This window comes from Streptomyces sp. NPDC048269 (assembly GCF_040652395.1).
Classification (GTDB): domain Bacteria; phylum Actinomycetota; class Actinomycetes; order Streptomycetales; family Streptomycetaceae; genus Streptomyces.
In genome coordinates, this window is record NZ_JBEZLW010000020.1 from 24,811 (window position 1) to 39,815 (window position 15,005).

The 15,005-nt window shown below is 70.9% G+C and carries 12 protein-coding genes and 2 pseudogenes; 2 read left to right on the forward strand and 12 right to left on the reverse strand.

Features of this window, described 5'->3' with window-relative positions:
• Positions 1-36: 36 nt before the first annotated feature.
• The 9 genes and pseudogenes from AB0D48_RS22045 to AB0D48_RS22085 all read right to left on the reverse strand — a co-directional run bounded on the left by AB0D48_RS22045 (position 37) and on the right by AB0D48_RS22085 (position 10,720).
• A complete protein-coding gene (locus tag AB0D48_RS22045) occupies positions 37-1,164 on the reverse strand; it encodes an ADP-ribosylglycohydrolase family protein (RefSeq protein WP_362399583.1) in 1,128 nt (375 codons plus the stop codon).
• 632 nt (positions 1,165-1,796) lie between these two features.
• Complete coding sequence (locus AB0D48_RS22050; protein WP_362399376.1) at positions 1,797-4,373, reverse strand: bifunctional FO biosynthesis protein CofGH; 2,577 nt, start codon at positions 4,371-4,373, stop codon at positions 1,797-1,799.
• Positions 4,374-4,424: 51 nt separating this feature from the next.
• Positions 4,425-5,207 (reverse strand): SDR family oxidoreductase, encoded by a 783-nt coding sequence (locus tag AB0D48_RS22055; RefSeq protein ID WP_362399379.1) that lies wholly within the window; start codon positions 5,205-5,207, stop codon positions 4,425-4,427.
• Between the two features lie 319 nt (positions 5,208-5,526).
• Complete coding sequence (locus tag AB0D48_RS22060) at positions 5,527-5,952, reverse strand: hypothetical protein (RefSeq protein ID WP_362399382.1); 426 nt, start codon at positions 5,950-5,952, stop codon at positions 5,527-5,529.
• 22 nt (positions 5,953-5,974) lie between these two features.
• Positions 5,975-6,373: a DUF4279 domain-containing protein gene (locus AB0D48_RS22065; RefSeq protein ID WP_362399385.1), complete on the reverse strand. Its 399-nt coding sequence runs from the start codon at positions 6,371-6,373 to the stop codon at positions 5,975-5,977.
• A gap of 28 nt (positions 6,374-6,401) precedes the next feature.
• A complete protein-coding gene (locus tag AB0D48_RS22070) occupies positions 6,402-8,063 on the reverse strand; it encodes a putative T7SS-secreted protein (protein ID WP_362399388.1) in 1,662 nt (553 codons plus the stop codon).
• On the reverse strand, positions 8,063-8,698 hold the full coding sequence (locus AB0D48_RS22075) for a hypothetical protein (protein ID WP_362399391.1): 636 nt from the start codon (positions 8,696-8,698) through the stop codon (positions 8,063-8,065). Before AB0D48_RS22075 ends, AB0D48_RS22070 begins: the two co-directional genes overlap by 1 nt.
• The gene (locus AB0D48_RS22080) at positions 8,695-9,159 is read right to left on the reverse strand and encodes an SseB family protein (RefSeq protein WP_362399393.1); all 465 of its coding nucleotides are present in this window, start codon (positions 9,157-9,159) and stop codon (positions 8,695-8,697) included. Before AB0D48_RS22080 ends, AB0D48_RS22075 begins: the two co-directional genes overlap by 4 nt.
• A gap of 341 nt (positions 9,160-9,500) precedes the next feature.
• Positions 9,501-10,720, reverse strand: a pseudogene (locus AB0D48_RS22085) (PLP-dependent aminotransferase family protein).
• A 127-nt stretch (positions 10,721-10,847) separates the two neighbouring features.
• Between AB0D48_RS22085 and AB0D48_RS22090 the strand changes: the two are divergent.
• Positions 10,848-11,717: a hypothetical protein gene (locus tag AB0D48_RS22090; RefSeq protein ID WP_362399396.1), complete on the forward strand. Its 870-nt coding sequence runs from the start codon at positions 10,848-10,850 to the stop codon at positions 11,715-11,717.
• Positions 11,718-11,924: 207 nt separating this feature from the next.
• On the opposite strand, the gene AB0D48_RS22095 is transcribed toward AB0D48_RS22090, so the two are convergent.
• From AB0D48_RS22095 to AB0D48_RS22105, 3 genes are all read right to left on the reverse strand, one after another.
• A complete protein-coding gene (locus AB0D48_RS22095) occupies positions 11,925-12,134 on the reverse strand; it encodes a DUF397 domain-containing protein (protein ID WP_362399399.1) in 210 nt (69 codons plus the stop codon).
• A gap of 249 nt (positions 12,135-12,383) precedes the next feature.
• Positions 12,384-13,268 carry a helix-turn-helix transcriptional regulator gene (locus AB0D48_RS22100; RefSeq protein WP_362399402.1) on the reverse strand — a complete coding sequence of 295 codons (885 nt, stop codon included), beginning with the start codon at positions 13,266-13,268 and terminating at the stop codon, positions 12,384-12,386.
• Positions 13,269-13,491: 223 nt separating this feature from the next.
• A complete protein-coding gene (locus tag AB0D48_RS22105; protein WP_030390041.1) occupies positions 13,492-14,226 on the reverse strand; it encodes a GPP34 family phosphoprotein in 735 nt (244 codons plus the stop codon).
• Positions 14,227-14,398: 172 nt separating this feature from the next.
• Between AB0D48_RS22105 and AB0D48_RS22110 the strand changes: the two are divergent.
• Positions 14,399-15,005 (forward strand): annotated as a pseudogene (locus AB0D48_RS22110) (hypothetical protein); the annotation flags it as partial.

Consider the following 15,005-nt stretch of genomic DNA (forward strand, 5'->3'; position numbering starts at 1 on the left):
GTCATGCCGCCCGCCGGGGATTTGTTGGGACAGCGCTCAGCCGCGCGGGTAGCGGGTCAGCCAGGCCGGGGTCGAGAGGGTGGGACCGTGGAGGGCGGGGCCCTGGGTCATTTCCAGGGCGAAGTCGTCGGCGAGTTCCAGGACCGTGGCGCGGCCTTCGAGGTCGGCGAGCCAGGCGGCCGGGAGGGCCGTCTCGCCGTGGAGGGCGCCGAGCAGTGCCCCGCACAGGGCGCCGGCGGCGGTGGAGTCCCCGCCGTGGTTGACGGCGAGGCGCAGGCCGTGCGTGATGTCCTCGGCGACCAGGGCGCAGTAGACGGCCACGGCCAGGGCGTCCTCGGCGGCCTCGCCGGCGCCGGGGGTGAGGGCTTCGACGGCGTGGGGGCCCGGTACGCCCTGGGTGACCGCCGACAGCGCCCGCCGGAGGGCGTCGGCGACGGGCTGGTGGTCCGGGCGGGTGCCCAGCAGGCGGAGGGCGCGCTGGACGGCGGAGTCGAGGGATTCGCCGCGGGTCAGTCCGTGGACGATGACGGCGAAGGCCCCGGCCGAGAGGTACGCGGTGGAGTGTCCGTGGCTCTGCGTCGCGCACTCGACGGCGAGCTGGAGGACCAGGGCGGGTTCCCAGCCGACGAGCAGCCCGAAGGGGGCCGAGCGGGCGGTGGCGGCCGCGTCCCGGGCGGCGGGGTTCTTCGGGTGGGCGAGGGTGCCCAGGATGTCGTCGGCGAAGCCGGTCAGACAGGCGCGGGCCGGGTCGCGGCGGGTGTAGAGCCACTCCTCCCGCGCGAGCCAGCCGTTGTCCGTGCGGCGCTCGTCGGGGCCCCAGTCGTGCTGGGTGGCCGCCCAGCGGAGATAGGCCCGGTGGACGTCGGTGGGCGGGTGCCAGGCGCCGGTGTCGCGGCGTACGTGGGCCCGTATGAGGCCGTCCACGGTGAACAGGGTGAGCTGGGTGGCGGCGGTGACGGCGCTGCGGCGGCCGTGGGCGGGCGCGGGGTGGGTCAGGCCTTCCGGGCCGTGGGTCACGCGGATCCCGTCGAGGGAGACGCCGGCGAGGGGTGCGCCGAGGGCGTCGCCGAGGGCGGAGCCGAGGAGCGTGCCGCGGACGCGGCTGCGGAAGTCCTGCTGTTCGGCGCGGCCCCACAGGCCGGTGTTCGAGGAAGCGGTGCGCATGCCGCGGCCGTCCGTCGGTCCGGCGGGACCTGCGTGGCTCATCTGGCCTGCGTGGCTCATCTGTCCGGGCTGGCTCATGTGCCCGGTCGGGCCCGTGTAACCCGCCTGGGCCGCCAAACTCAACTGCGCCGCCGATCCCGCCGAGTTCGCGGCGAAGGCCGGTCCGCCGGGTGTGTCCGTAGCGCCCTCCGTGCCGTGAATGACCACCGCGCCCGCCCTGATCGAATCGTCCACCGCCCCCACCGTCCCCCGCCCGTGCAGGCCACCGCGCCCGCGACAGCACTGGCGCGCACTGTAGTGGACACCCCAGGTCGATTCCGGAGGGAGCCCGTCAAGCGGCCCGTATGAGCGCGGAGAACGGCCGGAACACGAACACTTCCGGCCGACGTGGCCGACGTCCTGGCTCGGGGCGCGTTTTGCCAGTTTCCTTCGGGGCGGCTGTTTTCGGCCACGCGTCGTTCATCCGGCGTTCGCCGCGGCCGCCCGGCAGGCCGCCGTCCACAAGCCGGCGCTCGACGTCCGCCCCGAGTACCGGGCAGCCCGAGAAGGACCTCCTCGTCGGCTGACCGAGCACGGGCGAGCACGAGGAGCCCGGCCGGAAAGCCCCCGGCCCGGGCTCCTCCTCGTACCGCTCAGTCCAGCACCGGCAGCAGCTCCGGCAGGTGCCCGTCCGAGGCGCGCGCCGCGGTCTGGCGCTCCTGCGGCACCTCCCCGTACAGCGTCGTACGGGCCTTCGCGGGCCGCCCCGCCGCCTCGGCCACGGCGATCAGGTCCTGCACCGACTTGTACGAGCCGTAACTCGATCCCGCCATCCGCGAGATCGTCTCCTCCATCAGCGTCCCGCCGAGGTCATTGGCCCCGGACCGGAGCATCTCGGCCGCGCCCTCCGTGCCCAGCTTGACCCAGCTGGTCTGGATGTTGGGGATGTGCGGGTGGAGCAGGAGCCGGGCCATCGCCGTCACCGCCCGGTTGTCGCGGACCGTCGGGCCGGGCCGGGCGATGCCCGCCAGGTACACGGGCGCGTTGGTGTGGATGAACGGCAGCGTCACGAACTCCGTGAAACCACCGGTCTGCTGCTGTATCCGGGCCAGCGTGCGGAAGTGCCCGAGCCAGTGCCGCGGCTGGTCCACGTGCCCGTACATCATCGTGGACGAGGAGCGGATCCCGAGCTCGTGCGCCGTGGTGACGACCTCGATCCAGTCCGCCGTCGGCAGCTTCCCCTTGGTCAGCACCCAGCGGACCTCGTCGTCCAGGATCTCCGCCGCCGTGCCCGGGATGGAGTCCAGGCCGGCCTCCTTGGCCGCCGTCAGCCAGTCCCGTACGGACATGCCCGTACGCGTCGCGCCGTTGACGACCTCCATCGGGGAGAAGGCGTGCACGTGCATCCCGGGGACGCGCTGCTTCACCGCGCGCGCGATGTCGAAGTATGCCGTTCCGGGGAGGTCCGGGTGGATGCCGCCCTGCATGCAGACCTCGACCGCGCCGATTTCCCAGGCCTGGGCGGCGCGGTCGGCCACCTGATCGAGGGAGAGCGTGTAGGCGTCGGCGTCCGTGCGGCGCTGCGCGAAGGCGCAGAAGCGGCAGCCGGTGTAGCAGACGTTGGTGAAGTTGATGTTGCGCGTGACGATGTACGTGACCTCGTCACCCACGACCGACTTGCGCAGGTCGTCCGCGATCCGGCACAGGGCGTCCAGGGCCGGGCCGTCCGCGTGCAGCAGGGCCAGGGCCTGGGCGTCGGTGAGCAGTGTCGGGTCGTCGGCGGCCTGGGCGAGCGCGCCCCGTACGTCGGTGTCGATGCGCTCGGGCACCATGCCGGGCGCCGCGGCCTCGCGCAGCGCCTCCCAGTCGCCGTAGACGTCGTCGAAGTCCTCCCGGCGGTCGCCGGTACGGCCCTCGGTGTCGATGGTGGCGTGCAGATCGGTGCGCCCGTACGCGGTGAAGCCCTCGTCCGGCTCCTGCCACGGCCGGCCCTCGACCGTCGCGGCCTCGTTCGCCAGCCCCGTCTCCGCGTCGGCCAGCGCGCGTACGTGCGGCAGCAGCCGGGGGTCCAGCCAGGGCTCGCCGCGCTGGAGGAACTCGGGGTAGATCGTCAGGCGTTCGCGCAGCTCGAAGCCCGCGGCGGCGGTGCGCTCGGCCAGCTCGTCGATGTGCGGCCAGGGGCGCTCGGGGTTGACGTGGTCGGGGGTGAGCGGGGAGACCCCGCCCCAGTCGTCGATGCCCGCGCCGATGAGCAGCGCGTACTCGGCGTCCACCAGGTTCGGCGGCGCCTGGATCCGGGCGCTCGGGCCCAGGACGTGCCGGGCGACGGCGATGGCCGCGGCCAGTTCCTCCAGCTCCGCGTCCGGCATGCCGCGCATGGCGGTGTCCGGCTTGGCGCGGAAGTTCTGGACGATGACCTCCTGGATGCCGTGGTAGCTGCGCTGGACGCGGCGCAGCTCGAAGAAGGCGTCGGCGCGCTCCTCGTAGGACTCGCCGATGCCGATGAGGACGCCGGTGGTGAAGGGCACGTTGGAACGCCCGGCGTCCTCCAGCACCCGCAGCCGTACGGCCGGCTCCTTGTCGGGGGAGCCGTGGTGGGGGCCGCCCGGCTCGGACCACAGGCGGGTGGCGGTGGTCTCCAGCATCATGCCCATGGACGGCGCGACGGGCTTGAGGCGCTGGAGGTCGGACCAGGTCATGACGCCCGGGTTGAGGTGCGGCAGCAGGCCCGTCTCCTCCAGCACGCGGACGGCCATGGCGCGCACGTAGGCGAGGGTGTCGTCGTAGCCGTGCGCGTCGAGCCACTCGCGGGCCTCGGGCCAGCGGTCCTCGGGGCGGTCGCCGAGGGTGAAGAGGGCTTCCTTGCAGCCCATCGCCGCGCCCTGGCGCGCGATGTCGAGGACCTCGTCGGGGGAGAGGTACAGACCGTGGCCGCTCTTGCGCAGCTTGCCGGGGACGGTGACGAAGGTGCAGTAGTGGCACTTGTCGCGGCAGAGGCGGGTGAGGGGGATGAAGACCTTGCGGGAGTAGGTGATGACACCGGGGCGCCCGGCGGCGGCGAGCCCGGCGTCCCTTACCCGTGCGGCGGAGGCGGCGAGGTCCTTGAGGGCCTCGCCGCGCGCCTGGAGGAGTACGGCTGCCTCGGTCGCGTCGAGCGCGACGCCGTCGCGGGCCCGCCGGAGCGCGCGGCGCATCGCGTTTTCGGTCGGAGCGTCACTCGGAGTGGTCATGGGCCGAGCATACGATCCGACGTTCCGGCGTTGGGGTGGCCGTGGAGTGGCTCATCTCATCAGCTCACCGGCGTTGACCAGCAAGGACTGGCCGGTTATCGCCCGCGCCCGGTCGGAGGCGAAGAAGACGGCGGCGTCGGCGACGTCTCCGTCGGTGGCGAGGTCGGGCAGCGCCATGCGCCCGGTGAGGCGGGCGTGGACCTCGGCCTCGGGGACGCCCTCGGTGTGGGCGGAGAAGGTGACGAAGGCCTGCACGGGCGGCCCCCACATCCAGCCGGGCAGCACGGTGTTGACGCGGATCCGGTGGGGCCCGAGCTCGCGTGCCATGGAGTACATGGCGGAGGTCAGGGCCCCCTTGGAGGCGGCGTAGGCGGCCTGCTGGACCTCGTTGGGCGCGGCCACCGCCGACTGCGTCCCGATGATCACGACGGACCCGCCGCGCTCCTTGAGCGCGGGCAGGCAGGCCCTGGTCATGCGCAGGGTCCCGAGCAGGTTCACGTCGATGATCTGCTGCCAGGTCCCGAAGTCGGCGTCTTCGAGCCCGCCGAAGTACGAGTCCCAGGCGGCGACGTGCACGACGGCGTCGATCCGGCCGAACCGCTCCCGCGCCAGCTCGGCCAGGGCCTCGCACTGCCGCTCGTCGCCGATGTCCGTGGCCAGATGGGCGGTGTGCGCGCCCTCGGGGTCGATCTCGGCGGCCGACTTGGCCAGATTGGCCTCGGTGCGCGCCCCGAGGACGGCGTTCCCGCCGTCACGCACGACGGCGGCGGCCACCTGATGTCCGAGCCCGGCCCCGACTCCGGAGACGATGACGGTCTTCCCTTGCAGCAGCATGACGGGCCTCCAGACAGAACAAATCTGACGACCCGTCAGGCTAGGGGTGTCATCCGGGGTTGTGAAGGGGCGCGGCGGCTCGGAGGGTCGGAATCGTTGTGGCCCGCACTCCGCTCCGCAAATAGGGGGCATGGTCATGGGCGGCAGGTCCAAGTGGTTGCGGCCCCGGACGCCCTCACTTGTGCCAGAAGGCGTGCCAGTGATCTCGCATTCATGGGTGAGAGGCTCTGTGTCATCCCGCGTGTCCATGTATCCGGGGATCCGTGTCATCCGGGCTCTCGGTGGCGGCGTGGCGCCCACCCCCCTGGTAATCCCGGAGTCAGTCGTCGAGCCAGCTGAGCGGATCCTCTTCCGGCACCCCGGCAGCCGTCAGGCAGGTGAGGCCGATCGGTAGGCCCAACGACCCCACTTCCCGGAGAAGTCCTGCGGAGAGTGTCAGTACTGCCCCGGTGGCCGCCGTACCGGTGATGTCCACCTGCACGTGGTGACCGGTCTCCAGTAGCCTCCGTACCGACTCCGCCCTGGGATGCAGCTGCTTGGCCAGCGAGTCGATCTGCTCTTCCAGGCCGGCCGAAACAGAGCCTGTCGAAAGCTCGGGCCGCCAGACCCAGCAATCCGCGCCCTGGCTCGTAGCCGGATCCTCAAGAGCCAGGCCGAGAACGCCGGACACGAACTGCCGATCAATATCAGTTTTAGTGACCACAACCGCGGCCCTCGTCTCGAGCCATTCGCCGGCGGCGCTCATGGCTGAACCATCCTTCCGTCACTCATCTGTCGTTCAGATTGGGCGTCACCGTCAGGGGAAATCCGAGACGAGCCAACCTGGAAACCGTGTCCGCGGGCAGAAAAATCCGCGCCCCGTGGCCGGCGAATCCGTACACGGCCAGAGAGACTGTGCAGCCTTCCCTCTGCAGCGCGTGCAATTCCTGCTCGCAGCCTTCCGCCGCGCTCAGGATCTCCCTCAGCTGATCCGGAAGGATCCTGGCGGTCCGCTCATCGCTCGTGAGCCGCCACTGTCCGTCTGTCTCGCCCGGCGGCCCCCAACGGTCTGCCCCCGGAGCCCGGACCGCGGTCGGCTGCAGCCCGAGCCGTTCCGTCACCTCCCCCGGATCAAGGTCCGCCTTTCTGACGACGAGCGACACATCTGTAAGAACCCACTCATTCATCGGGTCGATCCCACTTCTGCCTCATCCCCTAATATTTGTACTCACGGCATGCGGCCCAGTGGACGTTGCCCATGTTCTCCTTGAGGAGATCGGCCAGCTGTGTCCGTTGCGCCACGGTTGTTGAGTTCTCGTACACAGTGAATCCGTTTCCTCCGATGGCCTGAGGAGGTGCGAGCGTGTAGTTTGGAATTTTCTGGCCTGGTCCGAACGTCTCCACTGCACCTCCCGGATAGGATCCGCCCTCTACGGCAACACCGTTTAGGCCGGGAATCCGTTCACCGTGCGGAATGTAGAAGGATATATGCGTGCCGGGCGGTACGGCGATCTCGCCGGCGCCCGACTCGATGTAGCCATGCCCGGCAAGCACGGTCTCACCGTCCGGTCGACCTCCCTTCATGACGCGGGTGGCGTAGTACCGCCCGTCGTCGTCCGTCCACTGCCGCTTGGACAACTCAGGCTTGCTTTCGATGATGGCCTTTTTCACTGCATCGGGGGCCGGGAGCGGAGCACCCGAACCGCGGCTCGTATGGCTGTCGAGACCGCTGTGCCTGGCTCCCGCGAGGTTTTCCCGGAGGCCTGTCCGCAGACCCGCCCGGGCGCCGCCGAGGCCTTTGGTGCCGAAGAGAAGATCGGGGAGGAGCCGGCCTCCGAATTCGCTGCCGTCTTCTTTGAAGGCGTCGATCATCGGGCCGGGGATCCGCTCCGGGTGGGAGGCGGTGGAGACGAGGCCGGCGAGGGTCATGTTGAGGTTCTGCTCGTACTCGGCCGGGTGCGACAGGTTGTACGGGTCGTTGGGGTGCAGGCCGCGGGCGAAGCTCAGGATGCCCGCGGTGCCCTTGACCACGCCGCCCATGACGTGGGTGAGCTCGACCACCTGGGATTGCTGGTAGTCGAGGAGGCCGGCCTTCGCCCTGTCCGCCGCGGACGGTTCGGCCGGGGCGTGGGCCAGCGCCGCCTCAAGGATCTTCTGGACGGAGGCGGCGGCATCGTCGCGCTGTCTGCGGGCCTCGTTGAGGATCTCGTGGGCCCTGTCGCGGGCCGCTTCACCTGGGTCGGCGCCCTGCACCGGCTTCGGGCCGGGATCCTTGCCGGCCTTCACCGCCGTCTCGTGGGCACCGGCCTTCTCGGCGTAGGCCTCTCGGGCGTCGTTCGACGCCTTGACCGCCGCCTTGTGGAGGTCGACTGCCTGCTGCGCCTGCTTCTGCGCCCACTCCACCACCTCGGCGTACCGTTCGAGCACACCTCCCGCGGCTTCGCAGGCGTCCGCGGCGTGCAGCCAGTCGGTGGGGTGCATCGCGAACTTCTCACGGAACGCGTCGGCAGCCTGGCCCTTCCAGTGGCCGGAGTCCAGGGCCTTCATGCCCTGCCCCACCCGGTCGAACGCGGCGTGGAAGTCGGTGAAGTGCTTGGCCGATTCGCGGATCGCGGAGGGCGAGCCGTGGACGAGCTCGTTGGCCTGCTCGGTCTGCCCGAGCTGCTGTTCGCGGACCGAAGCTCCCCGGATTGAGGCGTAGTTGTCGCCCCAGTCCTCGACCTTGTCCGCCCAGTCGTGCGCACCGGCGTAGTCCAGGCCCGCCCCGATCGCCTCGGTGACCCTGTCGACCCCGTGCCCGATGACCTTCCCGGCCGAGCCGACCGTGTCCTCGATCTTTCCGAGTCCCTCGCCGAGCGCCTCGCCCCAGCCCGCCATCAGTGCTCATCCCCCGGTTGCTGCGCCTCGGGTGCCGGGCCGGCCAATTCGTCCACCATGCCGTCCATTTCGTCCCGCAGCCCGGCGGCATCGATGAACTGGTTGGCCGGCACGATCTGCGAGCTGTTCACGTCCCGCACCGCGCTCTTCCAGGCCTCCTTGCTGTTCTCCCGGGCCCGGTCGGCGGACTCCTGGCTGTAGTCCGCATCCCTGAACTGCGTGTACGGGTTGTCGGAGAAGACCTCGCCCCAGTCCTTGGCGATGACGTCCTTCTCCGCCGCGTACGGATTGCCCATCGCCGCGTTCGTCAGCACCTTGAAACTGCCCTGGACGTACTGGTCCTGCTCGTGCATCACACCCGCCGACAAGCCCACGTTCGACGCGAACGTGTTCGCCTGCTGGATGAGGGTGCGCACCCCCCAGCCCCAGCGTTCGCAGAACGTGCCCAGCGAGGACGTCAGGCCCTCGTGCCCGGTTTCCATCCCCGACAGCCCGAGGGCGGTGAATCCGCCGCCCACGCCGGCCGAACCCGCCGAGCCGAGCTCCTTCAGCTCGGCCAGACTGTCCGTGATCCCCTTCGCGATCTGCCCCAACGCCTGCTTGGAGACGTCGAGATCCGCTCCGTCCCCGCTCACGCCACCACCTGACCGTCGAGCGCAGCCGCATCCGGCACGATCCCGCGCACCGGCGGGAACACGATGCCGTCCGGTCCCGCCGCGTCCAACGCCACCCCGCACGGGAAGTCGAGCGCTGGTATCACCTCATCCAGCAACCGCGCCCCCACCACCCGCCGGTACTCCCACTCGCGCTCCGCCTCGCCCCGGGCCTCGGCGAAACGAGCCAGCGTCTCCTCACCGGAGAACGCACAGATCCAGTCCAGCCCGCCGAGCTCGGCAGTCCACAACCCGCCCCGCTCGTCCAACGGCACCAACACCACCCCGGCACGGAAATCCGCCAGCCGATCCAGCACCGCCGCCCGGGCCACAGCCACCGGATCAACACTCTGCGGTTGGCTGACAACCTTCGGTGATGGCATTGAAGCCATCCGTTCAGCTGCTTCCGATCGCAGCCGACCCCACTCCTCGTCGAATCCCACCCGAAGCCCCCCTGCTGCACGGCCATTCGGCGAACGTCCGACCTAGCGCCCCACCCCCGAGGCTCCGATCGAACATACCTTCGCATGACGCAGCAGAGGCGGCCAATTTTACTGTTTGGTAGCGCACATATCGAGCCAGGTTCTTTGGTGCCTTATTGCTGGTGGTGTCAAAGCCCGGCTCCTGCTGCCGGGTCGGAGTGTTCGTTGCGGAAGCAATCGGCTCTCGGCCTCATCGCCGCCCCGGACGGATCCTGGCCGCCGCCAGACGGAAGCGTTTGGCCGTCTGATGGAACCCGAGGCCTCTCGGTGCCGGTCGGCGGACCTCGCCCCCGCGTCCCGCTCTAGGCCGCCGGCTTGCCCGCCGCCCGTCCGAGCCGCTCCAGGCCACGCCCGATCTCCTGCGGGGTGTGCGTCGTGAACGACAGGCGCAGGGTGCGGGGGTCCGGGGTGCCCGTGAAGAAGGGGGAGCCCGGCACGAAGGCGACCTCGTGGGCGATGGCCGTCTTCAGGAGGGCCGTCGCGTCGTGGCCCTCCGGGAGGCGGGCCCAGACGAACATGCCGCCCTCCGGGCGGTTCCATTCGGAGCCCGCCGGGAGGACGTCGGACAGGCCCGCCAACAGGGCGTCGCGGCGCGGCCGGTAGGCGGCGCGGACCGTGTCGACGTGGGCGTCCAGGTCGGTCGCGGCCAGGTAGTGGGCCGCGGCCAGCTGGTCCACCGTCGACGTGTGCAGGTCGGCCGCCTGCTTCGCGACCACCGCGGCCCGGCGCAGCGCCGCCGGGGCCCGCAGCCAGCCCAGCCGCAATCCCGGAGCCATGACCTTCGAGAAGCTGCCGAGCAGCGCCGTGCGGTCCTCCGCCCCCTGGTGGGCCGCCAGCCACGGGACCTCCGCGCCCTCGTAGCGGAGCTCCCCGTACGGGTCGTCCTCGACGAGCCACAGCCCGAGGCGCGCCGCCGTCTCCGCCACCGCCGCCCGCCGGACCCCCGGCAGGGTGCGGCCCGTCGGGTTCTGGAAGGTGGGGACGGTGTAGAGCAGCTTGGGGCGTTCCCGTACGACGGCCTCCGCCAGCGCGTCGGGGAGGATGCCGTCCTCGTCGCAGGGGACGGCCACCACCCGCGCCCCCGCCAGTCCGAAGCACTGGAGCGCCGCCAGGTAGGTGGGGTTCTCGACAAGGACCACGTCCCCGGGCTCGATCAGGGCGCTCGTGATGAGGGTGAGGGCCTGCTGGGAGCCCGAGGTGACGACCACGTCGTCCGCGTCCGTCGCCAGCCCCCGCGCCGTCGCCCGCCGCGCGACGGCCGCGCGCAGCTCCGGCGCACCTTCGGTGGTCGAGTACTGGAGCGCGCGCCGCGCGGAGGCCGCGAAGGCCGCGTCGTACGAGGCCCGCAGTCCCTCGGTGTCGAAGAGTTCGGGCGCGGGAAGGCCGCCGGCGAAGGAGATGATCCCGGGCCGTTCGGTGAGCGCGAGGATCTCGCGTACGGGCGAACCCCCACCGAGGCGGCACGCGCGGCGAAGGCGGGCGGGGGCGCGAGGGTGGCGGAGAGGGCGGCTTCAGCGGGCACGGGAGCTCCTCGGGGAGTCGGGTGCGCGCATCGTAGCCAGAGAAAGATGCAGACGGCATCTATGTGCCACATCGTGAACGGTCTCCGGACCCTCCCCATCTGACGCCATATCAGCTAGACCGGTCCCATGACGACAGGAGAACAGGACCGGCAGCCGCAGCAGGACACCCGCGCCGACGACTACGCCGGGCTCGCGGCCGTCGGGCCCTACGGGGTCCGCCCCGGCCACGCGCTGATCACCATGGTGGAGCCGCACCCGGGACACGAGTACGCGTACAACCGCTGGTACGAGGACGACCACTACTACGCCGGCGCCATGGCCATGCCCTGGATGTACGCGGGCCGCCGCTGGGTGGCCACCCGCGAGCTCCAGGGGCTGCGCTACCCCGAGAAGTCGGCCGTCGCGCAGCCGGTCACCGCCGGCTGCTACATATCGACGTACTGGGTCACCGAGGGCCGCTACGACGAGCACATGAAGTGGACCGTCGGGATCAACAAGAGGCTGAACCGCGACGGCCGGGTCTACCAGGACCGCACCCACGTGTTCACGGCCTTCCAGGACCACGAGGCCACCGTCTACCGCGACGGGGCCGCCGGCCCGCGGGACTTCCACGCCCTCGACCACCCGTACGCGGGACTCGTCGTGCAGGTCGTCGACGCCGACGGGCCCGAGCAGCGGGCCGAACTGCTGGAGTGGCTGCGCGTACGCGCCCTGCCCGGGCGGCTGCACGGCTCTCCGGCGGCGATGGTGACCGTCTTCCGGCCCACCCCGCTGCCCGGCGACCGGATGACGTACGTCAAGCAGGTCGAGGGGGTCGACACCCGCCTCACGCTGCTGTGGTTCCTGGAGCAGGACCCCCGGGAGCAGGCTTGCTGGAGCCACTTCCAGGGGCTGGACGCCGAGGTCGCGGAGGCGGGGCTGGGGCGGGTGGAGCTCGTGGCGCCGTTCATCCCCACGGTTCCGGGGACCGACCGGTACGTCGACCAGCTGCGGTGACCGTACCCGGGCGGACCTGGGTGGGCCCGGGCGGACCCAGGCGGACCCGGACGTGGCCGAGCCCCCTCGGCCAGGACGGCGGCCAGTCGAGAGGGCTCCAGTCAGTGGTGCGGGGTCGTGCGGGTGGTACCGGTGGTGCGGGTAGTGCCGGTAGTGCGAGTGATGCGGATGGTGCATCCGGGACGGCTGGGGCACATGCCGTGACCTTCAGGCGAGGCGTCCCAGCCGGCCCTCGGTGACACCGTCGACGAACGAGGTCCAGGAGCCGGGCGCGAAGGTGAGGGACGGGCCGTCCTGCACCTTCGAGTCGCGGACCGCGATGGCTTCCATGACGGGGGACTTGACCTCGACGCAGGCACCGTTGGCGGAATAGGAGGACTTGGTCCAGTTGTCCGTGGCGCCCTGGCGAATAGCCATGTTTCTCTCCGGTTCAGCGAGTAGTTCCGTTGGCGTGTCGGCCACTTCTCCGGCTGACGTGATCGACGCTACCCGCAGCCCCTGATAGGTGAAGGAGCCGTTCACCCGACCGGGTGGCATATTCCAGTCAGGGCTTATGCGGCCGGGGAGTGACGGTGTACCGTACCGGCCCGCTGCCCGTCACCCTCCCGGATGCGCCCCGGAACCCGCCCCGGAACCCGCCCCGGACCATCCCGGATTCCTGTGGACCTATTCGCCCTTGCCCGCGTAGTGGTCGATGATCCCGGAGATGAACTCCCGCGTCTGGTCGACATTGAGGGCCTGGGCGCGCAGGTGCTCGTACATCACGCTGTACTTCTGCACGTCGTTGGCCTTCTCCAGGTACAGATCGCTCGTCACGCCCTCGATGTAGACCACGGTCGAGTCGGACGCGTCCGGGAATTCCAGGATGGCGTACTGGCCGTTGACCCCGGGGTGCGCGCCGAGCGAGAACGGCATCACCTGCACGGTGACGTGCGGCTGTTCCGACTGCTCTATCAAGTACTCCAGCTGCCGGGTCATCAGCTGGGCGTCGCCCACGCGCCGGCGCAGCGCGGCCTCGTCGATGACCGCCCACAGGCGCAGCGGCCCGATCTCCGGGTTGTTGTTGTCCGTCTCGGAGAGCCGTTTCTGCCGGTGCATCCGCACCTGGACGCGCTTCTCCACGTCGGCCGGCGCCGTCTCCGGCCACGCGCCGCGGACGAGGGCCTGGGCGTACTCCGTGGTCTGGAGCAGCCCCGGGATCACCAGCGGTTCGTACGTGCGCAGGCTCGCGGCGTCCGTCTCCAGGCCGATGTAGACGCTGTACGGGATGTCTCCGAAGGCGTGCCACCAGCCCTGCTGCCGGGAGTCCTTGGCCATCTGCATGAGCGAGTCCACCAGCCGGGGGTCCTCCACCTCGTACACCTCGCACAGGTCGCGGACGTCGCGCTGGCTGATGGAACGGCGGCCGTTCTCCAGTCTGCTGATCTTGGACTGGGAGACGAGCAGGCGTTCGGCGACCTGTTCGGCCGTCATGCCCTTGTCCTCGCGGAGCTTGCGCAACTCCATGCCCAGTCGGCGGCGTCGGACGGTGGGATTGACATTGGACGCCACGTGAACGGCACCTCCGCCTTCTTCTGTCGCGGTCTCTCTGTGTGTCTGATGTCGAGCAGACTGCCACCGAAGCGGGCGCCACCGCTGGGGAACGGGCGGGAAAACAGACGCGCGGGGCGCCGCGACCGGTGTACCGGCCTCGTCACCCCGCGCGCTGGCGGCTCCCGAACCGGGTCTTTGCGGACGTCGGTTACGGCGATGGCAATGCGATGGAGCGGGTGGATCAGTGCGCGGCCGCGCGGGCCATCGCACCCGTCCGGCGCGGCTGCAGCGGAACGCTGCTCGCCGTGGCACGGGCCGGCGGTGCCGGTGCGCGGTCACGGCGTGGCTGTGCGGCCACACCGTTCTGGACGTCCATCACGGCGTGCGCCACGAGTCCGCCCATCGGGTCGTGCCGGATCAGGTCCCGCAGCCGGGACCTGGACGACCGACCCTCGTTGCCGGGGTACAGGTGCTTGCCGAGTCCGACCGCGTGGGCCAGTGCGGCGAGCGCCGCGGTCCGCGGGTCCGGTGGTACGCCGGTGCGGATCGCACTGTCGAGCCGGGCACGGATCTCCCGGCTGATCTCCGTGTCCGTCGCCTGGTAGCGAGTCGTCGGCAGCACCCCGCACATCTGTCCCGCGACGGCATGGACCATGCCGCAGCGCTCCAGGTGGGCGAGGTAAATCTGGCGGAGCCCCAATCGGGGTCCGCCGATCCAGTGGACGGCCCGTACCGGGCTGCCGCGCCTGCGCAGCAGTTCCAGTGCGGAGTCCAGAGTCGGATCTCCTGTCGGCCGTGGCATCACCACGGCGATACGATCCCCGTCAGGGGCTATCCGTCCTGCCAGAGCCAGCTCCACTAGCTGTGCCCCGGCCAGGCCGAGGTCGAGCGACTGCGGCTGCGCCGTGGTACCCGTGGCCGGGTCCAAGGCGAGCAGCAGAAGCTCCTCCGGAATTGTTCTGCGGCTCCTGCCCATCCATGCCTCCCCGCGTGGATGAGTGACAGGGTGACGCCTCTCACATTCATCTGTCGAGAGCGCGTGGCCGCTTTGTGGGGGAACCCGCAGCTATGTCGTTCTCGTCTAGCACGTGGGCGATGCCCCCTAGACGGGACACTGTTAGACATTCGGACTGCCGGACGTGGCGACGATGGAGGAGGAACTGGTGGCGGGCGAGTCCCCCGACAAGTCGGTTGATGAAGGAGCGCCGGGGGCGGCGTCGACCTCCGCGGAGCGTGACCCGAGGCTGTCGGTGCTCCGGCCGCGGTCTGCGGATGGCGATCCCTCTGCGGGGGCCGATCCCTCTGCGGATGGCGAACCTTCCGCGGGTGCCGATTCCCCTGCGGGGGAGCGGGATCCGCTGCGGGACGCGGTGGCGGCGTGGGTCGCCACGGCCGACGAGTCCCCCTCGGAGGAGGACCGGACCCCGGAACCGGGGAGCGGGCCGGCGGTGTCCACGCCGGTCCCCGGCCCCGCCGAGACCTCCGGCCGGGCGGAGTCGGCCTCCGCTTCCGCGCCGACCCCGAGTTCGGATGCCGATGCCGAAGCCGAAGCCGAAGCCGAAGTCGATGCGGCGGATTCCGCTTCCGTACGGCCGAAGCCTGCTGATTCCGCTTCGCGTCCGGCGGAGCCGAAGGCGGCCCCGGCCGATGCGCCTGCCGATTCCGCTCCGGCGGAGCCGAAGGCTGCCGTCGCCGACGGGCCGGCCGACAGTGAGCGTACTGCCGTTTTCCGTGCGGTGAGGCCGGCTGCCGCCG